Consider the following 21,317-nt stretch of genomic DNA (forward strand, 5'->3'; position numbering starts at 1 on the left):
CGTTTACAGCCCCTGAGGTGCCCATGAGTCAGGCGTTTCTCCCTTTCTCCCGTCCCAGTATCGGCGACGAAGAAATCGCTGCCGTAGAGCAAGTATTGCGCTCCGGATGGATCACTAGCGGACCGAAGAACCAGGCACTGGAAGAACACTTCGCCAACTACGTCGGTTGCCGACATGCCGTGGCACTTTCCTCGGCCACCGGCGGAATGCATATCACCCTGTTGGCATTGGGTGTCGGTCCCGGCGATGAAGTCATTACGCCGTCGCAGACCTGGGTTTCCACCGCCAACATGATCACCCTGCTGGGTGCCACGCCAGTGTTCGTCGATATCGACCGCGACACGCTGATGACCGACGTGGCCTCTATCGAAGCTGCGATCACGCCGCGCACCAAAGCCATCATCCCGGTGCATTACGCCGGTGCGGCATTCGATCTCGATCCGCTCTACGCCCTCGCCGACAAACACGGCATAGCCGTGATCGAAGACGCCGCCCACGCGGCAGGCACTGTCTACAAAGGTCGTCACATCGGCTCCAAAGGCACTGCGATCTTTTCGTTCCACGCGATCAAGAACATGACCTGCGCCGAAGGCGCCATGTTCGTCAGCGACGATGAAGCCTTGGCCTCACGGGTACGCATGCTCAGGTTTCACGGGCTGGGGGTTGATGCCTACGACCGCCTGACCCACGGCCGCAAGCCTCAGGCCCAAGTGGTCGAGCCCGGTTTCAAGTACAATCTGGCTGACATCAACGCGGCTATCGCGCTGGTGCAACTGGAACGCCTGGACGAGATAAATGCCAAGCGCACTTCACTGGCACAGACCTACTTGCAGCGCCTGGAAGGCTTGCCCGTGCAACCCCTGGCCGTTCCCGCCCATTCGCAAAAACACGCCTGGCACCTGTTCATCCTGCGTATCGACGCCGAGCGTTGCGGACTGGATCGAGAAGCGTTCATGAAAGCCCTCCAGGAACAGAATATAGGCACCGGCATTCACTTCATTGCAACGCACCTGCACACCTACTATCGACAACGTTACCCCAACCTGTACCTGCCCAACACCGAATGGAATTCGGCGCGGCTGTGTTCGATCCCGTTGTTCCCCGACATGACCTCCGATGATGTCGAGCGCGTCGTCGGCGCCATTGAAAACTGCATGGACAGAAGCCTTTGAGACCCTACCCAATCAACTTCGTTTCGATCGTCATTCCGGTCTACAACGAACAGGAAAGCCTGCCAGAGTTGCTTCGTCGCACCGAAGCAGCGTGTCAGCAATTGACCCATCCCTACGAGATCGTTCTGGTCGACGACGGCAGCCGCGACGACTCCGCACAGATTCTGGAAGACGCCGCCTCCCGCGAAGGCAGCCCTGTTGTGGCGGTGATCCTCAACCGTAACTACGGCCAGCATGCGGCGATCATGGCCGGTTTCGAGCAGTGCAAGGGCGATGTCGTCATCACCCTCGATGCCGACCTGCAAAACCCGCCCGAAGAAATCCCGCGACTGATCGAGCAGGCCAAACTTGGCTACGACGTCGTCGCGACGGTACGCAACAACCGCCAGGATTCGGCCCTGCGCCGTTGGCCATCGAAGCTGATCAACCTCGCCGTGCAACGTTCCACCGGTGTGGCCATGAGCGACTACGGCTGCATGCTGCGCGCCTACCGACGCACCATTGTCGACGCCATGCTCGCCTGCCGTGAACGCAGCACCTTCATTCCGATCCTGGCCAACAGCTTTGCCCGCCATACCACGGAAATCCCCGTGACCCACGCCGAGCGTGAACATGGCGATTCCAAGTACAGCCCCATGCGCCTGATCAACCTCATGTTCGACCTGGTCACCTGCATGACGACCACGCCGCTGCGACTGCTGAGCATCGTCGGCGTGGGCATGGCGGCGCTGGGCATCCTGTTCGCCATCGCCTTGATCCTGCTGCGCCTGGTGTTCGGCGCCGGTTGGGCCGGTGGCGGTACCTTCGTACTGTTTGCCGTACTGTTTGTCTTCACCGGTGGTCAATTCATCGGCATGGGCCTGCTGGGTGAATACCTGGGCCGCATGTACAGCGACGTACGCGCGCGTCCGCGCTTCTTCGTTGAAAAGGTGCTGCGCAGCCAGCCCGCCGCCCCCGCTTCCGTTGTAACTGTCGACGGCCTTACTTCCACTTCTTCAGATCAGGTTCCTTCATGAGTGCAAAAGCTGTTGTCTTCGCCTATCACGATATTGGCTGCGCCGGCATCGAATCCCTGCTCTGCTCCGGTTTCGAGATTGCGGCGGTGTTCACCCACGCCGACGATCCGAAGGAGAACGCGTTCTACGGCTCCGTCGCGCAACTGTGCGCCCGCCACGGCATTGTCGTGCATGCACCGGAAGACGCCAACCATCCGCTGTGGATCGAGCGTATCGCCAAGCTCGACCCCGACTACATTTTCTCCTTCTACTACCGCAACCTGCTGAGCGAACCACTGCTGGCCACTGCGCGCAGAGGCGCGTTCAACCTGCACGGTTCGCTGCTGCCGCGCTACCGTGGTCGCGCACCGGCCAACTGGGTGCTGGTCAACGGCGAAACCGAAACCGGCGTGACCCTGCACCGCATGGTCAAGCGTGCCGATGCGGGCGCCATCGTCGCCCAACAGAAAGTCGCGATCGAACGCAGCGACACGGCGCTGAGCCTGCACGGCAAATTGCGCACGGCGGCAGCAGACCTGCTGCGCGACACCTTGCCGGCCCTGCTGCAAGGCAAGGCCACTGAAACACCGCAAGACGAATCCAAAGCCACGGTGTTTGGCCGCCGCACCCCGGCCGACGGCAAACTGGTCTGGGCCAGGCCGGCCGAAGAGCTTTTCAATCTGGTTCGCGCGGTTACCCAGCCGTACCCGGGCGCCTTCTGTGCGGTGGGCGAGCACAAGCTGATTGTCTGGAGCGCAGAAGTCGCCAAGGGCAACGAAGGCCTTGCGCCTGGTCGCGTCATCAGCGTCGACCCGCTGCGCATCGCCTGCGGTCAAGACTCGCTGATCATCAACGCCGGCCAGCGCAACGACAACGGTCTGTACCTGAGCGGCCCGCAACTGGCCAACGAACTGGGCCTGGTGGACGGTTCCGTGTTGCGCGGTGCCGAATCCGGTCGTGCGCCACGCCGCACCCGCGTGTTGATCCTCGGCGTCAATGGTTTCATCGGCAATCACTTGTCCGAGCGCCTGCTGAGCGACGACCGTTACGAAGTCTATGGCCTGGATATCGGCTCGGACGCCATTGACCGCCTGCGCAGCCACCCGCATTTCCACTTCGTCGAAGGCGACATCAGCATTCACTCCGAGTGGATCGAATACCACATCAAGAAGTGCGACGTGGTGCTGCCACTGGTGGCCATCGCCACGCCAATCGAATACACCCGTAACCCGCTGCGTGTATTCGAACTGGACTTCGAAGAGAACCTGAAGCTGGTTCGCTATTGCGTCAAGTACAACAAGCGCGTGATCTTCCCGTCGACGTCGGAAGTCTATGGCATGTGCCAGGACAACAACTTCGACGAAGACACCTCCAACCTGGTGGTCGGCCCGATCAACAAGCAACGCTGGATCTACTCGGTCTCCAAGCAACTGCTGGACCGCGTGATCTGGGCCTACGGCCAGAAGGGCCTGAACTTCACCCTGTTCCGTCCGTTCAACTGGATGGGCCCACGCCTGGACCGCCTGGATTCGGCCCGTATCGGCAGTTCCCGGGCGATTACCCAGCTGATCCTGAACCTGGTGGAAGGTACACCGATTCGCCTGTTCGACGGTGGCGAGCAGAAACGTTGCTTCACCGACATCGCCGACGGTGTGGAAGCCCTGGCACGGATCATCGACAACGACAACGATGTCTGCAATGGCCAGATCATCAACATCGGCAACCCGGACAACGAGGCCAGCATCCGTCAGTTGGGCGAAGAGCTGCTGCGTCAGTTCGAAGCTCATCCGTTGCGCGCCAACTTCCCTCCGTTCGCCGGTTTCCGCGACATCGAGAGCAAGGCGTTCTACGGCACCGGTTACCAGGACGTGTCGCACCGCAAGCCAAGCATCGCCAACGCCAAGCGCCTGCTGGACTGGACGCCAACCGTTGAGATGAGCGAAACCATCGGCAACACCCTGGACTTCTTCTTGCGCGAGGCCATGCTCGAAATCGCAGAGCGCCCTGCAGAAGAATCATGCTGATGCAGGCAGGCCTTCGGATCGATGTCGACACCTACCGGGGCACCCGTGAAGGGGTTCCCCGGTTGCTGGAAATCCTTGATGAAGCTCAGGTCAAGGCGACGTTCTTCTTCAGTGTCGGGCCGGACAACATGGGGCGCCACTTGTGGCGTCTCATTCGTCCGCAGTTTCTCTGGAAAATGCTCCGCTCCAACGCTGCCGGCCTGTATGGCTGGGACATTCTGCTGGCCGGCACCGCATGGCCCGGGAAACCGATCGGCCGCGACCTGGGGCACTTGATGCGCCAGGCCCGGGATGCCGGGCATGAGGTGGGTTTGCACGCCTGGGATCACCATGGCTGGCAGGCCAATGCCGGGCGCTGGAGCGACACACAACTGGTCGAGCAGATACGCCGTGGCGTGGACACCCTCAGCGACATTCTCGGGGAAAAGATCACCTGCTCGGCGTCCGCCGGCTGGCGTGCCGACGAGCGTGTGATCGAAGCCAAGCAGGGTTTCGGTTTTCGCTACAACAGTGATTGTCGTGGCCAGAGCCTGTTCCAGCCGCAACTGGCCAATGGTCGACTGGGCACACCGCAAATCCCGGTGAACCTGCCAACCTTCGACGAAGTGGTCGGCCCGACCGTCGCCGCCAAGGACTTCAACAGGTTCATCCTGGACCGGTTCAACCCGGAAAAGCTCAATGTCTACACTATCCATGCCGAGGTAGAAGGGATTCTGATGGCCAACGATTTCCGTCAACTGCTGAGCGATGCACATCAGCGAGACATTCGTTTTCACCCCTTGGGCAACTTGTTGCCCCGGGCCCCTGACAGTTTGCCGATCGGCCGCGTGGTACGCGGTGCGCTCGAAGGTCGCGAAGGCTGGCTGGGAGTGCAAGGCGCATGAGCAAACGCTGGGCTTTGCCGTTATTGCTGACCATGATGGCTCTGGCGTACCTGCTGCCACTGGGCAGTCACGGTTTATGGATTCCCGATGAAACCCGCTACGCCCAGATCAGCCAGGGCATGCTCCTGAGCGGCAACTGGGTGTCGCCGCATTTCATGGACGTGCGCTATTTCGAAAAACCCGCGGCCGGCTACTGGATGATTGCCATCGGTCAGGCTCTGTTCGGCCAGAACCTGTTCGGAGTGCGCTTCGCCTCGGCACTGAGCACCGCTTTGGGTGTGTTGCTGTGCTATCTGGTCGCCCGCCGGATGTGGAACGAGCCGAGCAAGAGTCTCGCCTGCGCCGTGATCTTCATGAGCTTCACCATCATTGCGGCTATGGCGGGGTACGCCAACCTCGATCCGCAATTCACCTTTTGGGTCAACCTGAGCCTGGCGGCGCTATGGTTCGCGCTCGACAGCACGAGCCGTGGGCAACGCCTGATCGCGTGGGCGGTGTTGGGCCTCGCTTGCGGCATGGGCTTCATGACCAAGGGCTTCCTGGCCTGGCTGTTGCCGGTGCTGATCGCCCTGCCCTGGATGATCTGGCAAAAACGCTGGCGTGAACTGTTGGTCTATGGCCCTGTGGCGATCGTGGTCGCCATTGTCGTCAGCCTGCCATGGGCACTGGCTGTACACGCCCAGGAGCCCGACTACTGGCGATTCTTCTTCTGGCACGAGCACATCCGCCGTTTTGCCGGGGACGATGCCCAGCATGACGCGCCATGGTGGTACTACCTGCCGCTGCTGGTGGCGTTCAGCATGCCGTGGGTTGCCATGCTGCCCCCCGCGCTCAAGCAAGCCTGGCAGACCCGGCGCCAAACCAATATCGGGTTCCTGCTGCTGTGGCTGTGGATGCCGTTGTTCTTCTTCAGCCTGAGCAAGGGCAAGTTGCCGGCCTACATCCTGCCGTGCCTGCTGCCGCTGGCATTGTTGCTCGGCCATGCTCTGGCTGACCGATTGAAGCTGGAGCAAGGTCGCGCCCTGGGCATCAACGGCCTGCTGAATCTGGCTGTGGGTGTGGCCACCCTGTTGACCCTGGTTTATCTGCAACTGAAAAAACCAATTTACGATCATGAACTGCACAACCTGGTATTGGTGTTCGTCGGTTTGATCGGCTGGATCATGGCCAACCTGCTACAGGCCTTGCGCCCATTGCAGTGCTGGGCGGCCCCGGCTTTTGGCAGCCTGTTGCTCGCCGCCGTGCTGCCCGCCGGACTGCCCAACTCCGTCGTCGCCAATAAAACCCCTGACCAATTCATCCTCGATCACGCCGAGGAACTTGGCCAGAGTGCCAAATTATTGAGCAACGATCTGGGTGCCGCGTCGGCGTTGTCCTGGCGGGTGAAACGGCCGGACGTGGCTTTTTTCAACACGATAGGCGAATTGAAATATGGCCTTGCCTATCCTGACTCGCTTGAACAGCGCGTCGACTCCGATCAGGTGCAACAATGGATGCACGATGCCCGCCAGCAAGGCTCGGTGGGTGTGGTCATGCGGGTCAAGGGCGAAGAAGAGCTGCGCGAACTTGAACTGTTGCCCAAAGAGGGCAAGCGGTATGAACAAGGCAATCTGGTGATTTTGATTATTCCTCAGGCGGCACCATGAGCCTGCTATTGCTGCTGGTGGCCTGCCTGCTGACCTGCCTGGGCCAGATCGCCCAGAAATATGCGGTAGAAAGCTGGCGCGGCAAACCTTCCGGGTGGGCGGACAAACTGCGTTCGCCCTGGCTTTGGCTGGCCCTGGCCTCATTGGGCCTGGGCCTGCTGGTATGGCTGCTGGTGCTGCAACGCCTGGAAGTCGGGATTGCCTACCCGATGCTGAGCCTGAACTTCGTGCTGATCACCCTGGTGGCGCGTTTCGTGTTCCACGAAACCATCGACCGCCGCCACTGGCTCGGTGTGGCGCTGGTGATCGGCGGCGTGGCATTGCTGGGGCAACACGCATGAACCTGAGCCGCGGCATCACCTTCGCGCTGGGCAGTGTGTTGCTGGTCAGTGCCGCCCAACTGGGCATGCGCTGGAGCATGAGCCACCTGCCACAACCCGAACAATGGCTCAGCGCCCCCGTCGACCTGACAGCGGTTGCCGTGGTGCTCCTGGCCATCTTCGCCTACGCCCTGTCGATGCTCTGCTGGCTCGCCGCCCTGCGGGACCTGCCCCTGGGTCGTGCCTACTCGTTGCTGAGCATCAGCTACGCATTGGTGTACCTGCTAGCCGCCAGCCTGCCGCTGTTCAACGAAACGTTCAGCCTTGCAAAAAGCCTTGGCGTGGCCTTGGTCATCCTCGGCGTCATCACCATCAATTCTCGACCTGCTCGTGCGCCCGAATCAAGGAGTGCCCCATGAAAATCAGTGTATTTGGTAGCGGATATGTCGGCCTGGTGCAGGCAGCGGTATTGGCGGAAGTCGGCCACGATGTGGTCTGCATGGACGTTGACGAAAATAAAGTCGAACTGCTCCAACAGGGTCACGTGAGTATTTTCGAACCCGGGCTGGCCAGCCTGGTGCGCGAAGGTCTGGACGCCAGGCGGTTGCAGTTCACCAGCGACGAAAAGTTCGCGGTACAGCACGGACAAGTGCTGTTCATCGCAGTCGGCACTCCGTCCCGGGACGACGGCTCGGCGGACTTGCGCTACGTGATGTCGGTGGGCGACGCCGTGGCCCGTCATCGCGAGCAACCGGCGATCCTGGTGGAGAAATCCACTGTCCCGGTCGGCACCGGCGATGCCTTGCGTGCACACATCGATAAATGCCTGCTCAGCGCCGGGCGCGTATTGCAGTTCGATATCGTCTCCAATCCGGAATTCTTGAAAGAGGGTTCGGCCGTGGCCGACTGCCGACGCCCGGACCGTATCGTCATCGGCTGTGAACGCGAAGAAGTGCGTGACGTGATGCGTGACCTGTACTCGCCCTTCAACCGCAACCATGAGCGCATCATGTTCATGGACCTGCGCAGCGCCGAGCTGACCAAGTACGCCGCCAACTGCATGCTGGCGACCAAGATCAGCTTCATCAACCAGATCGCAGAACTGGCCGAACACCTGGGTGCCGACATCGAATCGGTACGCCTGGGCATCGGCGCCGACTCCCGCATCGGCTATCACTTCATCTACCCCGGTTGCGGCTACGGTGGCTCATGTTTCCCCAAGGACATGCGCGCCCTGATCCACAGCGCCGAGCAGGCCCATTGCTCCAGCGACCTGCTGCAAGCGGTGGAAGCCATCAACGAGCGACAGAAATACAAGCTGTTCGAGCGCATCAACGCGTTCTACAAGGGCGACTTGCGTGGCAAGACGTTTGCCTTGTGGGGCCTGGCGTTCAAGCCAAATACCGACGACATGCGCGATGCGCCGAGCCGGGTGTTGCTCGAATCCTTGTGGGCCGCCGGGGCGAATGTCCGTGCGTTCGACCCGGAAGCCATGCAGGAAACCCAAAAGCTGTATCCCGATGAATCGAAGCTGATGCTCATGGGCACGCCCGAGTCAGTCCTGTCCGGTGCCGATGCACTGATCATCTGCACCGAATGGCAACAGTTCAAGGCGCCGGACTTCCAGCTGATCCAGCAGCGGCTCAACGCACCGGTGATCTTCGACGGCCGCAACCTTTACGACTCGGACCGCCTGGCACGCATCGGTTTCACCTACTTTCCGATCGGCCGGGGTGAGTCGAGCAAATTGCCGATTCCGTACCAGCAATGGTTTGCCGAGTCAGTGGTTGCCTGAACACCATGCTCCCTCACATCCGCCAACAGTCCCTCGCGCTGGGTCTGTTGGCGCTGTTGTTGTTCTGCGCCGGGATTTACCAGCAAGCGGTCATCGGTTTCGATTCGCGCTTCGTGCTGTTCGCCCAGGAGATGCTGCGCAATGGACCGTCGTTTTTTCCGACGACCTATGGCCAGCCCTACGCCGACTATTCGGGACTTTCAACGGTATTCATCTGGCTGCTTTCGCTGCCGTTCGGCCAGGTCAGCAGCCTGACCGCATGGCTGCCGAGTGCCATCGCCGCAGCGGTCATCGTCAGCTTGATGTACCGCCTGTTGGCACCCTACTCCACGCGCTGGGCGCTGTTGAGCATCGCCTTGATGCTGTTGACCAATACCTTCATCACGCAAACCCATGCCGTTTCCCTCGACCTGATGCTGGCGGCCGTCGCGTTCAGCGTTTTCTACCTTGGCTATGCCGCCGATCATTTCGCGGCGCCGCGCCGCCGGGTTCTGATCTTTGCCTTGCTGATGCTGGGCTTCTGGATTCGTGGGCCCATCGGCCTGGTCATTCCTGCGGGGATGCTCTGCAGCTGTTTTCTGCTTGATCGCCAATGGCGACGGCTGATGGTCTTCGGATTGCTGGCATCGGTACTGCTGGCGGTGTGCATTGGGCTGCTGTTGTGGCTGGCAGGCGTCAGCGGCGGCCCGGCCTTCCTGCAGGAAGTGATTCGCATGCAGTTCCTGGGACGCATGGACGGTAGCGAAGGGTCCAACGGAGCGTTGTATTACTTCACCAGCTCGATGGGCAATTACGCGCTGGCCTGGCCGTTGGCCGTGCTGACGCTTGGGGCCGCTGCGTTAACCGGTTCGAGGGAAACCGGGCCGGCATTGCGCCTGATGCAGTACTGCGTGGCGGCCGGACTGATCGTAATGCTCGGCCTTTCCATTCCCCAGGCGAAAAAGGCCCGCTACCTGCTGCCGATGTTGCCCATGGCGGCAATCGTGGCGGCGTATCCGTTTTACGCGACGCAGGGTCAATGGTTTGCCTGGCTGCGGGGTTTGATGCAGGGGCTGTGGCTGCTGATCCCGGGGCTGCTGATCACGGCATTGCTGGTGGTACGGCAAAAATTCCCCGATGGGGTGGCTCACCTCACTTCCCTGTTCATCCTGCTCGGAGTGTTGCAAGCGATCGCCCTGGCAGCGCTCAGGCAGTCCCGCTGGCGAGCTCAGATACTGGCCCTCTGCGCGGTCCTGGCACTGTGGTCGTCCTACATCCTGCAGTTCGAGCCCATTCAACGACAGCTCTACGACACCCGGACCTTCAGTCGCGAAGCTTTTGAACTCGTGCAAAAAGACCCGGCGCCGCTGGTCATGCACGGGATGGGCAAAGACGCGAAGGCCATCAAGTTCATGGTCAACATCCCGCAGGACCTGCACCCGGTTTTCACTGACTCCCCACCGGAGCTTTTAGCCCTCAAGGGCCCGGCGTGGCTGATGATGGACCGCAACACCTACCAGACACTGCAAAGCACAGCCGTTGGTGCATTGCCGCCAGTGCTGAGCGGGCGGTTCGACAAGAATGATTTCGTACTCCTGCACCTTAAGTAAATCCCGTAGCAACGACAGGGGGGCCGACTGCTAAAGTAGCGCTCACGACCGGGCTGATGCCGACCCGCTCGAATAAGGATATTCGCGCCGTGACCAGCTACTCCCCCCTCATTCGCCGCCTGCTGATCTGCTCGCTGACCATCGTCGTCAGCCGCGCCATCACCAGCCCGTTGCTCACACTGTTCGTCAGCGACAAGCTGGGCCTCAACCAGCAGGATGTTGGCTTGCTGCTCGGCATTGCAGTGTTCATCGCCACCCTGCTCTCCCTGTATGGCGGCTACATCATCGATCGCTTCGAAAAACGCCGGTTGCTGATTCTCTCGATGGCGTCCAGCGCGGTCGGCCTGGTGTTGCTGACCTTTGCTGAAAACCTCTACCTGACCACGATCACCCTGATCGTCACCGAAACCGCTTCATCGCTGTTCCTCATCGGTTCAAAAGCGATCCTCAGCGACAACCTCCCGGTGGGCCAGCGCGCCAAGGCGTTTTCCTTGAGCTATACGCTGACCAACATCGGCTACGCCGTCGGGCCGATGTTCGGTGTGCTGATTGCCGGGGCCTTTGCCAGTGCACCTTTCCTGATCGCGGCGGCCATCGCTTTTTTCAGTATTTTCCTGATGACCGGGATCGCAAAGGACCCGGCGAGTTCATCTGTCACCGGCCAGGCGCAGAGTTTCCTCAAAACCCTGATCACCCTGAAAAACGATCGCACGCTGATCATGTTCACCGCCGGTTGCCTGCTCAGCACCGTGGTGCACGGACGGTTTACCTTTTACCTGTCGCAGTACCTGCTGGTGACCAGCGACCCCCAACACACCATGGAAATCATGGCTGCCCTGCTCGCCTGCAACGCCATCAGCGTGATCCTGCTGCAATACCAGATCGGGCGTTTTCTCAAGCGTGAGCAACTGCGCCAATGGATCGTGGCCGGCACCGGCCTGTTCATCCTCGGGCTGATCGGCTTCAGCGTGGCGGACAGTCTGGTGAGCTGGTGCGTGGCGATGTTCATCTTCACCCTCGGTGAAATCATCATTTACCCGGCCGAGTTTCTGTTCGTCGACACCCTGGCGCCGGAAGATCTGCGCGGCAGCTACTACGGTGCGCAAAACCTCGCTGCCCTTGGCGGCGCGCTGAGCCCGGTGATTTGCGGCTTCATGTTGATGCACACCCCCGCGCCGACGATGTTTTATGCCTTGAGTGCACTCGCGGCCCTGGGTGGTTTGCTGTGCTACATAAGCGGCCGACGGAGAAAATTACAACAAAATTAATGCACTCAAAGCTCATTAATATGAATTTGTCAGTAACTTAATTGAACGGCACACTGTGTGCGTTCCTCCCCCAACAGTTGGAACGACTTCAAGGGCTTTCTGGGTTCCCCAGCTAAGCCCTTTTTTTACCTCGATTTTTTCTGCCGGAGTTTTCTCGGAATGCTTGCTCGCTGGTTGCCTGCCGCCATCAACACCCGCCCCACCGAATGGAGCCGCGCCGCCATCGGCATGGCCTTGGGGACACTGATGAGTGTGTGGCTCTGTAGCCAGGTGTTCGGCATCGAGGTGGCCCAGCACCTGATCGGCCCGCTGGGGGCCTCGGCGGTGCTGTTGTTTGCCGTGTCTTCGGGCGCGCTCGCCCAGCCCTGGTCGATTCTCGGCGGTTACTTGAGCGCCGGGGTGATTGCCCTGCTGGTGGCCCATGTGTTGGGACGAACCTTGGGTAGCGCTTGCCTGGCGGCGGGCATGGCGTTGATCCTGATGTGCTGGCTGCGGTGCCTGCATCCACCGGCCGGTGCATTGGCCCTGACCCTGGTGCTGGCCGATCCGGCAACCATTGCCATGGACTGGAAAGCCATTGGGCCGGTGATGCTCAGCGCGGCGACGATGCTGCTCTGCGCCCTGATCTACAACAACCTGACCCGTGTTCGTTACCCCAAGAGCGCCAGCGAACCGGTGGCCAGGATTCCTGCCGATCATCCGCCGGTCGACCGTCAGGCCATCACCGCCGAAGACCTGAAACTGGCGTTGGCCGACATGGAAGCGTTCTATGACGTCACGCCCGAAGACCTCGAACAGTTGATCCAGGCCAGCCAACTGCACGCCAAACGCCGCAGTGTGGGCGAAGTGCTCGCCCCACGACTGTAAGTCGCTGTTTTGGAGGTTCTTTTGCCGTGGCCGGGCGGTTCTGGCATCCTGCGCCTCCATTTTCTGACCCGGCCCGCCTTCTGGCACGCAAACCACCATGACCGCCTCCGAAAAAGCCCCCGCTCCACGCCACAGCGATCTGATCTACGGCCTCGATGACCGCCCGCATCTGACCGCCACCGTCTTTGCCGCCCTGCAACACGTCCTGGCGAGCTTCGTCGGCATCATCACCCCGACGCTGATCATGGGCAGCGCCCTGGGCCTGCAAAGCGAAATTCCCTACCTGATCAGCATGGCACTGTTCGTCTCCGGCCTGGGCACCTTCGTGCAGGCGCGGCGCTTCGGTCCGGTGGGCTCGGGCCTGTTGTGCCTGCAAGGCACCAGTTTCTCGTTCATCAGTGTGATTCTCAGCGCCGGCTTCATGGTCAAGGCCCGGGGTGGCGGCACCGATGAGATTCTCTCGACCATCTTCGGCGTGTGCTTCTTTGCCGCGTTCATCGAGGTGGTGTTAAGCCAGTTCATCGGCAAACTGCGCATGCTGATCACCCCGGTGGTGACCGGAACCATCATCACGCTGATGGGTTTGTCGCTGATCAAGGTGGCGATGACCGACATCGCCGGCGGCTTCGGCGCCCCGGATCTTGGGGCGGCCAGTCACCTGGCCCTGGCGGCGCTGGTGCTGGGCACCATCGTGGTGTTGAACCGGGTGGATGTGCCGTTTCTGCGCCTGGGGGCGATTGTCATCGGCCTGACCCTGGGCTACGGGGTGGCATGGCTCATGGGCCAGGTGGATTTCAACAGCCTGCCTGAAGTGCCGCTGATGAGCGTACCGGTACCCTTCAAGTACGGGTTCTCCTTCGATTGGGTGGCGTTCATTCCGGTGGCGGTGATCTTCCTGGTGTCGCCGCTGGAGGCCGCGGGCGACCTCACGGCCAACTCGATGATCTCCCGGCAACCGGTCAAGGGCCCAGTGTACATTCGCCGGATCAAGTCCGGCCTGCTCGCCGATGGCCTCAACTCGGCCATGGCCGCGGTGTTCAACAGCATGCCGATGGTGACCTTCGCCCAGAACAACGGGGTGATCCAGCTCACCGGTGTGGCCAGCCGTTACGTGGCGTTTTTCATTGCCGGATTGCTGGTGGTGCTTGGCCTGTTCCCGATGATCGGCGCGGTACTGCAACTGATGCCGAAACCGGTGCTCGGCGGCGCCGAACTGGTGATGTTCGGCACCGTCGCGGTGGCCGGGATCAAGATTCTCGCCGAGGCCGGCCTGCATCGGCGCAACATGCTGATCGTGGCGATTTCCATCGGCATGGGCCTGGGCGTGGCCGCCGTGCCGGAAGTCTTGCGTGAACTGCCCAAGGCCCTGCACAACATTTTCGAATCGCCCATCACCGTCGGCGCGCTGTGCGCTATCGTTCTTAATATCTTCCTGCCCGAAGAGTTCATCGAACTGGAAGAGGACGAATTCGATCCGGAGGCCTCCGTGCTTCAGGTGATGCAGAACCCCGATGTGACCGCCAGGGATGAACCCGCAAAGCCTGCGATGGTCGCACAGTCGAACCACTAGTCGGGCTCAAGGGCTGAGCCGCTGGCGGTTCAGTCTTTTTCAGATGAGAGCACGTCCATGCGCAGCCTCCATGCGGTCCTGATTTCCCTCCTGCTCTGTCTGGGCGCCTGCTCCTCCTTGCCCAATCGAGACCCGTTGAAAATCAACGTCGTGGGTGTCGACCCCCTGCAAGGCGAAGGCATGGAAGTGCGCTTTGCCGTGAGAATCCGCGTGCAGAACCCCAATGACTACACCCTCACCTACAGCGGCGTTGCCCTGGACCTGGACATCAATGGCCAGCCCTTCGCCTCTGGCGTCACCGATGTGCAGGGTACGATCGGACGTTTTTCCGACACCATCGTCACCGTGCCGGTCAGTGTTTCGGCGTTTTCGGTGATCCGCCAGACCTATGGCATCAGCCAGATGAAAACGCTGAACAACATGCCCTACGTCCTGCGAGGCAAGCTCTCGGGTGGGGTGTTCAACACGATGCGTTTCGTCGACAGTGGCACCCTCAATCTGCCAGGGCCTACCACCGGCAGCCGTTAACAGCTCGGGAATATACGGTCATTGCGCTGCTGACTTACTCGGTATCATTGAGAATCAGGCTGCGGTAATGCCCCGGATTCGACCCCGACCACTTGCGAAACGCCTTGTAGAACGAACTGACGTCAGCGAACCCCAGCCGCGTGGCGATTTCGCTGAAGCTGATCGCCGGCTCCGCCAGCCAGACGATCGCCAGTTCCTTGCGCACGCCATCCTTGAGGCCCTGGTAGGTTTGCCCTTCCTCGGCCAGTCGGCGGCGCAAGGTCGAGGCCGACATGCACAGGCGTTGCGCCAGGGCTTCGGTTTCCGGCCAGTGTTCGGCCGGCAGGTGGCGCAGGTCGTGTTTGATGCGACTGGCCAGGCTCTGCGGATCGCGGTACTTCACCAGAATGTTCGCCGGCGCACGGGCCAGGAATCGCTCGAGTTCCTCAGGGCTGCGCTTGATGGGCAGGTCCAGGCAATCGGCGGAGAAAATCATCCGCGTGCGTGGGCGGTTGAAGCGCAGGTTCTCGGAAAACATCACCTGATAGTCATCGCAGAAATCCGGTTTCGAACAGCGCAGTTCGATGGCCAGGATCGGAATCCGCCGCCCTGCCAGCCAGCAGGCAACGCCATGCACGATCATCCAGTAAGTGAAATAGGTGAAGGCCCGGCGCGGGTCCTTGTCGTCCTCCAGCAGGACGATTTCCGCCAGGCTTTGCTGACGCACCAACTGCGCCGGCAGGTGCTCGAGGATCAACGACAGAAACTCCAGGCCACTGGCCACTCCGGCCGCCACGTTGGGCTGGAGCATGGCACTGCGACACAGGAACGCGAAGCTGCCGGATTTCAGTTTGCGCAAGTCCATGCCAAAGAACTCATCATCGCCGCGCCGTGCCAGCAACCGCCACAGGCGCGCATAAGCCGTGGCCGGAACACGGGCGTCGGTGCTGCCCAACAGTTGCGGGTCGATGCCGACTTTGCTCAACACCTCGTCCGTGGCGATGCCCGGCGCGCAGCTTTGCAACAGTGCTTCACGCACCAGTTGAATGGAGATGGTGTCTTTTTCCGACATGGATCGCGGCAAGCCCTGTTCTTGTTCGAGTGGGGGCATATTAGCCGAAACCACCCGCTGAACGCTGATCGAATAACCCTGTGGGAGCGAGCTTGCTCGCGATCGCTTTTCTGAGACCCACCGGGTTTACAGGATGCGGTAAAGCAACCGCTCTATCCGCACACGGCTCACGCGCTTGAGGAACTTGGCCACGCCCGCCGGGTACTCGGCCAGGGTTTCCAGGTTCTGGAAGTGCTCGATGCGCCGGGTGTGCTGGAAGATCTCCGCCAGCTCTTTGCCACGCGGTTCCAGCAGTTCGCCATGGGGGTCATCGATCAACAAGGCGTTTTCCAGATCGAGTCGAAACGCCCGCGGGTTGAGGTTGTTGCCGGTCAGCAAGGTATAGCGCCGGTCGATCCACATGCCCTTGAGGTGATAGGTGTTGTCGCCATCTCGCCACAGGTGCAGGTTCAACTGCCCGCTGTTTATGTTGCGTTGATGACGCTTGGCAAACCGGCGCAAGCTGATTTCGTACAGGTACGGCAGCGCCGAAATGACCCGGAAGGGTTCGCTCGGCGGAATGTAGAAATCGTTGGCCGTCTTGTCGCCGACCACAATGTCGATCTTCACCCCACGGGCCAGTGCGCGGTTGATCTCGCGGATGATCGTCAGCGGCAGGTTGAAGTACGGCGTGCAAATGGTCAGTTGCTGCTGGGCGCTGGCGATCAGTTCGCAGATCACCCGGTTCAACGGATTGTTCTTGCCGACGCCAAGCAGCGGGCTGACGGACAAACCGGTCCTGTCGGTGGTGCCCTGCGTGGTGTCGTACGCCGCGTGCTTGAGGCGGCTGCGCAGGTCACCAATGTCATTGCGCAGGCTGCGGGTGGTCGGCAGGTTCGGCAGGTCGAGGCGGTGCACCGCCTTGGACGCCACCAGGCCGTGCTGCACCAGGTGCTGCATCGAATCGGCCAGTTCACGATTGTGCAACAGGTGATAGCGGTCGTAGCGGTACTTGTCGAACTTGTGCAGATAGACGTTGTTCAGGCTCGCGCCGCTGTAGATCACCCAGTCATCGATCACGAAGCCTTTAAGGTGCAACACACCGAACAGCTCGCGGGTTTGTACCGGGACGCCGTAGATCGGCACTTCGCTGGCATGGGTACGGGTCACTTCCTGATACCACGCGGAGTTTCCCGGCTGCTTGCCGGCACCGATAAGGCCGCGCTGGGCGCGCAGCCAGTCGACGACCACCACCACGTCCAGTTCCGGACGCGCCAGTTTGGCCGCGTGCAAGGCATCGAGTATTTCCTGGCCGGCTTCATCCTGTTGCAGGTACAGCGCAACGATGTAGATACGCCGGGTCGCGCTGGCAATTTTCTCCAGCAGGCAACGACGGAATTCGGCAGCGCCGGCGAGGACGCTGACGGCATCGGCCGTCAGCGGAAAACTGCGCAACTTGGGCAGCAGGGAGCGTTTGAAAAGCGACGGCATAGGGCTCGCAATGGGTCGAATCCGAAGAACCCATGAGCTTACACCATGCAAAGGTTCGGGTCTTGTTACCGTCTGTAATGTCCCCTTCGCGAGCAGGCTCGCTCTCACTGGCTGAATGCATTCCCATGTGGGAGCGAGCCTGCTCGCGAAGACCATTTATCAGGCACTAGAAAAATATCGATTGACCATGGAGAACGATCGTTCTACTGTTTGTCACATGAACGAAATCACTAGCAACGACACACGCGACATCATTCTGGATGTCACCGAAAAGTTGATCTACAAAAGTGGCATAGCCGCCACTGGCATGGATCTTCTGGTGAAAACCGCCGGCGTCTCCAGAAAAAGCGTCTACCGCTACTTCGCCAACAAGGACGAACTGGTTGTGGCGGCCCTGCAACGCCGCGACCAGCGCTGGATGCACTGGTACAGAGGCGCAGTCGGCCAGGCACAAACCCCGGCCGAGCGACTGCTCAACCTGTTTACCGTTCTCAAGTCGTGGTTCGCCTGCGAAGGTTTCCGCGGCTGCGCCTTCATCAACACCAGCGGCGAAACCGGCGACCCGCAAGACCCGGTGCGCCTGGTCGCCAAAGAACATAAACAGAAGCTGCTCGACTACCTGTGCGAGCTGTGTACCGAACATGGCGCCGAGGATCCGCAACTGCTGGCCAGACAGCTGCTGATCCTGATCGACGGTGCCATTACCGTGGCGCTTGTAATGGGTGATCACAGTGCCGCCGATAATGCGCAATGCTTGGCGCGAAAGTTATTGGACCTGTAGCAACCTGATCAAGCTCGACAATTGTTTGAACTTTAACTTGATACGGAGACTTGAAATGTCTAACGCCGAAGTTCGTCCGCCATTACCCCCATTCACCCGTGAATCGGCCATTGAAAAAGTTCGCCTGGCCGAAGACGGCTGGAACTCCCGCGACCCCGAGCGTGTGTCCCTGGCCTACACCCTGGACACCCAATGGCGCAACCGCGCCGAGTTCGCCCACAACCGCGAAGAGGCCAAGGGCTTCCTGACCCGCAAATGGGCCAGGGAACTGAACTACCGGCTGATCAAGGAGCTCTGGGCATTTACCGACAATCGCATTGCCGTGCGTTATGCCTATGAATGGCACGACGACTCAGGTAACTGGTTCCGCTCCTACGGCAACGAAAACTGGGAGTTCAACGAGGACGGCCTGATGGCCCGCCGCTTCGCCTGCATCAACGACATGCCGATCAAGGAAAGCGAGCGCAAGTTCCACTGGCCTCTGGGGCGTCGGCCTGACGATCATCCGGGGCTGTCGGATCTGGGCTTGTAATTCAGCTTCACGCTAAACCCTGTGGGAGCGGGCTTGCTCGCGAAAGCGGTGTGTCAGCCAACATTTATGCTGGATCTGGCGGCCTCTTCGCGAGCAAGCCCGCTCCCACATTGGTGTTGTGTTGTTAGTGTGGGTAACATGTCGCCCCTTCCCCGCAGCCCTTTCTGCACCCGCCGATTAAGCCGATCCCATGCCTTTCGAACTTAGCGTTGACCTCTCCACCCTGGCCATCCTGGCCCTTGTCGCTTTTGTTGCCGGTTTCATCGACGCCATCGCCGGTGGCGGTGGGCTGTTGACCACTCCTGCCTTGCTGACCGCCGGCCTGCCGCCGCACCTGGTGCTGGGCACCAACAAACTCAGTTCGACCTTCGGCTCGGCCATTGCCAGTTTCACCTTCTACCGCCGCAAGTTGTTCCACCCCGCGCAATGGGTCCACGCCATCGTCGGCACTCTGGTCGGCGCGCTGACCGGTGCCGTGGTCGCCCATTACCTGCCGGCGGAATGGCTGAACAAAATGCTGCCGGTGATCGTTTTCGCTTGCGGTGTCTATCTCTTGTTTGGCGGCACGCCGAAAGCGCCGCTGGATAGCAACGCACCGATCAAGAAAAAGTGGCAGTCGACCCAAGGCTTCAGCCTCGGCTTCTATGACGGCGTGGCCGGTCCCGGCACGGGTGCGTTCTGGACCGTGAGCAGCCTGCTGCTCTACCCCATCGACCTGGTGAAGGCCAGCGGCGTGGCGCGCAGCATGAACTTCGTCAGCAACGCGGCGGCACTATCGATCTTCATCTTTTCCGGTCAGGTGGATTGGGTCATCGGCCTGTGCATGGGCTCATCGTTGATGGTCGGCGCCTTCTTCGGCGCTCGCACCGCCATCAGCGGCGGCGCGAAATTCATTCGCCCGGTGTTCATCACCGTGGTGCTGGGCCTGACCGTGCGCCTAGCCTGGCAGCACTGGTTCAGCGTGGCCTAAGCGCCGCGCCACATAGACGTCGATCAGGTAACGGGCAATCGAGCGTGACGCCGGCAACGGCGGCAGCTCGTGCACGTTGAACCACTGGGCGTCCTCGATCTCGTCTTCCTGACAGACGATCTCGCCACCGGCATATTCGGCGTGAAAGCCAAGCATCATCGAGTGCGGGAACGGCCAGCACTGGCTGCCCATGTACTGGATGTTCCTGACCTCGATGCTCACCTCTTCGCGAACCTCGCGAATCAGGCAGTCCTCGGCCGATTCGCCCGGTTCGGCGAACCCCGCCAATGTGCTGTAGACACCGCTGACAAAACGCGGTGAACGTGCCAACAGCACTTCATCGCCTCGAGTCACCAGGACAATCATGCTCGGCGAAATCCGTGGGTAGCTGCGCAGATCACATGGCTGGCAATACATCGCGCGCTCGCGCGGCACCTGGGTCATGGCCTGACCGCAGTTACCGCAAAAGCGGTGCTCCCGGGCCCAGGTGCCGATCTGCGCGGCGTAACCGAGCACCTTGTACAGCGTGTGATCGCCTTCGAGCATGAACGCCCGCAGGCCTTTCCAGTTGCAACCCGGCACTTCGCTGTGGCTGCGCAACTCCAGCAGATAGACCGGCTCGCCATCGAGGTGACCGATGCCATGCTCGGCCAGAATCGACAGGTCCTGACGTTTCAGCCATTCGCGCGCGAACAGTGCGCCGTTGTCATCGAACAGAAAGCCTTCGGGGCTGCGCGCGATGGCCCAGCCGCCGGGTTGATCGGTGTCCAGTACTGCGGTGGTCCAGCGAGGAATCATGGTTAATCAATCCAGAAATTCGGGTTTCTGTTTGCTCATATGGGCGGCCATGGCCACGCGCAGATCGGTGGATTGCAACATGGCGGCGTTCCAGGTGGCGATGTATTCGAGGCCGTCATCGATGCGATGGTCACGCATGTAGCTGATCATCTCCTTGGTGCCGGTGACCGCGATCGGTGACTTGCCGGCGATTTCCCGGGCAATACCCATGACGCCGTCGAGCAGGCTGGCGCTGTCGCTGTAGACGCGATTGACCAGGCCCATGCTCCGCGCTTCATCGGCGCCAAAAGTGCGACCAGTGTAAGCCAGTTCGCGCAGCATGCCGTCACCGATGATTCGCGGCAAGCGTTGCAGCGTGCCAACGTCGGCGGCCATACCGATGTCGATTTCCTTGATCGAAAACTGTGCGTCCTCGGCGGCATAACGCATGTCGCACGCGGCGATCAGGTCGATGGCGCCCCCCAGGCAGTAACCCTGAATGGCCGCAAGCACCGGTTTGCGGCAGTTATCGACGGCATTGAACGAAGCTTGCAGGGTGAGGATCTTGCGCCGCAACAGGCGCGCGTTGCGTCCCACGTCCTTGCCCAGTTCATTGGCCACGCCGGCCAGCATCATCAGGTCGATCCCCGAGGAGAAATGCTTGCCTGCTCCGCTGAGGACCACCACCCGCACTTCATCGGTGTCGTCGATCCACTGGAAGATCTCGACGATCTCGCTCCAGAACGCCGCGTTCATCGAGTTGATCTTCTCCGGGCGGTTGATCTGCACATGGGCGATTTTATCGACCAGTTCGACGTTGAACGCAGTGTACTGAGACATGCCAATGATCCTTTTGCGGGCAAAAATGAGGTCCGAACTATAACAAGGCATCAAGGTGGGCAGTAAGGCAGTGGTTTGGCCAAATGCGGGACTCAAAAAACACGCACCACAATAGTGCGCGCCTGATATATCACGTCGCACATTTATATGACTGCCCAGTGACTTTTTGAGGCCCGAACGCAAAAAAACATGCACTTCGTCGGGGCGTTTGCACCTCGATCAGGCACGTCCGTCCCGC

At 60.7% G+C, this 21,317-nt stretch carries 20 protein-coding genes; 16 read left to right on the top strand and 4 right to left on the bottom strand.

Features of this window, described 5'->3' with window-relative positions; all coding sequences use genetic code 11:
- Nucleotides 1–23 precede the first annotated feature (23 nt).
- From arnB to ACMDB8_RS14180, 13 genes are all read left to right on the top strand, one after another.
- Entirely contained in the window at nucleotides 24–1,172 is a 1,149-nt protein-coding gene (gene arnB, locus ACMDB8_RS14120; protein WP_409079269.1) for a UDP-4-amino-4-deoxy-L-arabinose aminotransferase, read from the top strand.
- Complete coding sequence (gene arnC / locus ACMDB8_RS14125) at nucleotides 1,169–2,188, top strand: undecaprenyl-phosphate 4-deoxy-4-formamido-L-arabinose transferase (RefSeq protein ID WP_409079268.1); 1,020 nt, start codon at nucleotides 1,169–1,171, stop codon at nucleotides 2,186–2,188. The genes arnB and arnC overlap by 4 nt, the downstream gene beginning before the upstream one ends.
- Nucleotides 2,185–4,191, top strand: a complete 2,007-nt coding sequence (gene arnA / locus ACMDB8_RS14130) for a bifunctional UDP-4-amino-4-deoxy-L-arabinose formyltransferase/UDP-glucuronic acid oxidase ArnA (protein ID WP_056727475.1) — start codon at nucleotides 2,185–2,187, stop codon at nucleotides 4,189–4,191. Before arnC ends, arnA begins: the two co-directional genes overlap by 4 nt.
- Entirely contained in the window at nucleotides 4,191–5,075 is an 885-nt protein-coding gene (arnD, locus tag ACMDB8_RS14135; RefSeq protein ID WP_056728082.1) for a 4-deoxy-4-formamido-L-arabinose-phosphoundecaprenol deformylase, read from the top strand. Before arnA ends, arnD begins: the two co-directional genes overlap by 1 nt.
- Nucleotides 5,072–6,721: a lipid IV(A) 4-amino-4-deoxy-L-arabinosyltransferase gene (gene arnT / locus ACMDB8_RS14140; protein ID WP_223541454.1), complete on the top strand. Its 1,650-nt coding sequence runs from the start codon at nucleotides 5,072–5,074 to the stop codon at nucleotides 6,719–6,721. The genes arnD and arnT overlap by 4 nt, the downstream gene beginning before the upstream one ends.
- Nucleotides 6,718–7,062, top strand: coding sequence for a 4-amino-4-deoxy-L-arabinose-phosphoundecaprenol flippase subunit ArnE (gene arnE / locus ACMDB8_RS14145; RefSeq protein ID WP_223541455.1), 345 nt, complete (start codon nucleotides 6,718–6,720; stop codon nucleotides 7,060–7,062). The genes arnT and arnE overlap by 4 nt, the downstream gene beginning before the upstream one ends.
- Nucleotides 7,059–7,460, top strand: coding sequence for a 4-amino-4-deoxy-L-arabinose-phosphoundecaprenol flippase subunit ArnF (gene arnF / locus ACMDB8_RS14150; protein WP_056727481.1), 402 nt, complete (start codon nucleotides 7,059–7,061; stop codon nucleotides 7,458–7,460). The genes arnE and arnF overlap by 4 nt, the downstream gene beginning before the upstream one ends.
- Complete coding sequence (locus ACMDB8_RS14155; RefSeq protein ID WP_223541456.1) at nucleotides 7,457–8,836, top strand: UDP-glucose dehydrogenase family protein; 1,380 nt, start codon at nucleotides 7,457–7,459, stop codon at nucleotides 8,834–8,836. Before arnF ends, ACMDB8_RS14155 begins: the two co-directional genes overlap by 4 nt.
- 5 nt (nucleotides 8,837–8,841) lie before the next feature.
- The gene (locus tag ACMDB8_RS14160; RefSeq protein WP_162252432.1) at nucleotides 8,842–10,425 is read left to right on the top strand and encodes an ArnT family glycosyltransferase; all 1,584 of its coding nucleotides are present in this window, start codon (nucleotides 8,842–8,844) and stop codon (nucleotides 10,423–10,425) included.
- A gap of 56 nt (nucleotides 10,426–10,481) precedes the next feature.
- Nucleotides 10,482–11,693: an MFS transporter gene (locus ACMDB8_RS14165; protein ID WP_263291685.1), complete on the top strand. Its 1,212-nt coding sequence runs from the start codon at nucleotides 10,482–10,484 to the stop codon at nucleotides 11,691–11,693.
- A gap of 159 nt (nucleotides 11,694–11,852) precedes the next feature.
- Entirely contained in the window at nucleotides 11,853–12,560 is a 708-nt protein-coding gene (locus tag ACMDB8_RS14170) for an HPP family protein (protein ID WP_223541458.1), read from the top strand.
- Between the two features lie 97 nt (nucleotides 12,561–12,657).
- Complete coding sequence (locus ACMDB8_RS14175) at nucleotides 12,658–14,130, top strand: nucleobase:cation symporter-2 family protein (protein ID WP_056727487.1); 1,473 nt, start codon at nucleotides 12,658–12,660, stop codon at nucleotides 14,128–14,130.
- Nucleotides 14,131–14,187: 57 nt separating this feature from the next.
- Nucleotides 14,188–14,658, top strand: a complete 471-nt coding sequence (locus tag ACMDB8_RS14180; RefSeq protein WP_056727489.1) for an LEA type 2 family protein — start codon at nucleotides 14,188–14,190, stop codon at nucleotides 14,656–14,658.
- 34 nt (nucleotides 14,659–14,692) lie between these two features.
- On the opposite strand, the gene ACMDB8_RS14185 is transcribed toward ACMDB8_RS14180, so the two are convergent.
- Entirely contained in the window at nucleotides 14,693–15,709 is a 1,017-nt protein-coding gene (locus ACMDB8_RS14185) for an AraC family transcriptional regulator (protein ID WP_056727491.1), read from the bottom strand.
- A gap of 126 nt (nucleotides 15,710–15,835) precedes the next feature.
- Nucleotides 15,836–17,179, bottom strand: coding sequence for a CDP-diacylglycerol--serine O-phosphatidyltransferase (gene pssA, locus ACMDB8_RS14190; RefSeq protein WP_409079267.1), 1,344 nt, complete (start codon nucleotides 17,177–17,179; stop codon nucleotides 15,836–15,838).
- 217 nt (nucleotides 17,180–17,396) lie between these two features.
- Between pssA and ACMDB8_RS14195 the strand changes: the two genes are divergently transcribed.
- The 3 genes from ACMDB8_RS14195 (at nucleotide 17,397) to ACMDB8_RS14205 (ending at nucleotide 19,462) form a co-directional block, all read left to right on the top strand.
- Complete coding sequence (locus tag ACMDB8_RS14195; RefSeq protein ID WP_223541460.1) at nucleotides 17,397–17,960, top strand: TetR/AcrR family transcriptional regulator; 564 nt, start codon at nucleotides 17,397–17,399, stop codon at nucleotides 17,958–17,960.
- Nucleotides 17,961–18,015: 55 nt separating this feature from the next.
- Nucleotides 18,016–18,492 carry a DUF1348 family protein gene (locus tag ACMDB8_RS14200; RefSeq protein ID WP_056727496.1) on the top strand — a complete coding sequence of 159 codons (477 nt, stop codon included), beginning with the start codon at nucleotides 18,016–18,018 and terminating at the stop codon, nucleotides 18,490–18,492.
- Between the two features lie 190 nt (nucleotides 18,493–18,682).
- Complete coding sequence (locus ACMDB8_RS14205; protein WP_056727498.1) at nucleotides 18,683–19,462, top strand: TSUP family transporter; 780 nt, start codon at nucleotides 18,683–18,685, stop codon at nucleotides 19,460–19,462.
- Here the strand turns inward: ACMDB8_RS14205 and nudC are convergent.
- Together nudC and ACMDB8_RS14215 are read right to left on the bottom strand one after the other, a co-directional pair.
- The gene (gene nudC / locus ACMDB8_RS14210; RefSeq protein ID WP_046037107.1) at nucleotides 19,430–20,260 is read right to left on the bottom strand and encodes an NAD(+) diphosphatase; all 831 of its coding nucleotides are present in this window, start codon (nucleotides 20,258–20,260) and stop codon (nucleotides 19,430–19,432) included. The genes ACMDB8_RS14205 and nudC overlap by 33 nt on opposite strands.
- Nucleotides 20,261–20,266: 6 nt before the next feature.
- A complete protein-coding gene (locus tag ACMDB8_RS14215) occupies nucleotides 20,267–21,079 on the bottom strand; it encodes a crotonase/enoyl-CoA hydratase family protein (protein WP_056727499.1) in 813 nt (270 codons plus the stop codon).
- Nucleotides 21,080–21,317 lie beyond the last annotated feature (238 nt).

Source organism: Pseudomonas monachiensis (assembly GCF_047345015.1).
Taxonomy (GTDB): domain Bacteria; phylum Pseudomonadota; class Gammaproteobacteria; order Pseudomonadales; family Pseudomonadaceae; genus Aquipseudomonas; species Aquipseudomonas monachiensis.

Excerpts from the sequence above, each read along its gene's own strand:
- nudC (WP_046037107.1), bottom strand. The coding sequence starts at position 20,260 with ATGATTCCTCGCTGGACCACCGCAGTACTGGACACCGATCAACCCGGC.
- arnB (WP_409079269.1), top strand. The coding sequence starts at position 24 with ATGAGTCAGGCGTTTCTCCCTTTCTCCCGTCCCAGTATCGGCGACGAA.
- ACMDB8_RS14215 (WP_056727499.1), bottom strand. The coding sequence starts at position 21,079 with ATGTCTCAGTACACTGCGTTCAACGTCGAACTGGTCGATAAAATCGCC.
- ACMDB8_RS14205 (WP_056727498.1), top strand. The coding sequence starts at position 18,683 with ATGCCTTTCGAACTTAGCGTTGACCTCTCCACCCTGGCCATCCTGGCC.
- ACMDB8_RS14165 (WP_263291685.1), top strand. The coding sequence starts at position 10,482 with ATGCCGACCCGCTCGAATAAGGATATTCGCGCCGTGACCAGCTACTCC.
- arnF (WP_056727481.1), top strand. The coding sequence starts at position 7,059 with ATGAACCTGAGCCGCGGCATCACCTTCGCGCTGGGCAGTGTGTTGCTG.
- arnA (WP_056727475.1), top strand. The coding sequence starts at position 2,185 with ATGAGTGCAAAAGCTGTTGTCTTCGCCTATCACGATATTGGCTGCGCC.
- arnD (WP_056728082.1), top strand. The coding sequence starts at position 4,191 with ATGCAGGCAGGCCTTCGGATCGATGTCGACACCTACCGGGGCACCCGT.
- pssA (WP_409079267.1), bottom strand. The coding sequence starts at position 17,179 with ATGCCGTCGCTTTTCAAACGCTCCCTGCTGCCCAAGTTGCGCAGTTTT.
- ACMDB8_RS14180 (WP_056727489.1), top strand. The coding sequence starts at position 14,188 with ATGCGCAGCCTCCATGCGGTCCTGATTTCCCTCCTGCTCTGTCTGGGC.
- arnT (WP_223541454.1), top strand. The coding sequence starts at position 5,072 with ATGAGCAAACGCTGGGCTTTGCCGTTATTGCTGACCATGATGGCTCTG.
- ACMDB8_RS14170 (WP_223541458.1), top strand. The coding sequence starts at position 11,853 with ATGCTTGCTCGCTGGTTGCCTGCCGCCATCAACACCCGCCCCACCGAA.
- ACMDB8_RS14160 (WP_162252432.1), top strand. The coding sequence starts at position 8,842 with ATGCTCCCTCACATCCGCCAACAGTCCCTCGCGCTGGGTCTGTTGGCG.
- ACMDB8_RS14195 (WP_223541460.1), top strand. The coding sequence starts at position 17,397 with ATGAACGAAATCACTAGCAACGACACACGCGACATCATTCTGGATGTC.
- ACMDB8_RS14185 (WP_056727491.1), bottom strand. The coding sequence starts at position 15,709 with ATGTCGGAAAAAGACACCATCTCCATTCAACTGGTGCGTGAAGCACTG.
- ACMDB8_RS14175 (WP_056727487.1), top strand. The coding sequence starts at position 12,658 with ATGACCGCCTCCGAAAAAGCCCCCGCTCCACGCCACAGCGATCTGATC.
- arnE (WP_223541455.1), top strand. The coding sequence starts at position 6,718 with ATGAGCCTGCTATTGCTGCTGGTGGCCTGCCTGCTGACCTGCCTGGGC.
- ACMDB8_RS14200 (WP_056727496.1), top strand. The coding sequence starts at position 18,016 with ATGTCTAACGCCGAAGTTCGTCCGCCATTACCCCCATTCACCCGTGAA.
- ACMDB8_RS14155 (WP_223541456.1), top strand. The coding sequence starts at position 7,457 with ATGAAAATCAGTGTATTTGGTAGCGGATATGTCGGCCTGGTGCAGGCA.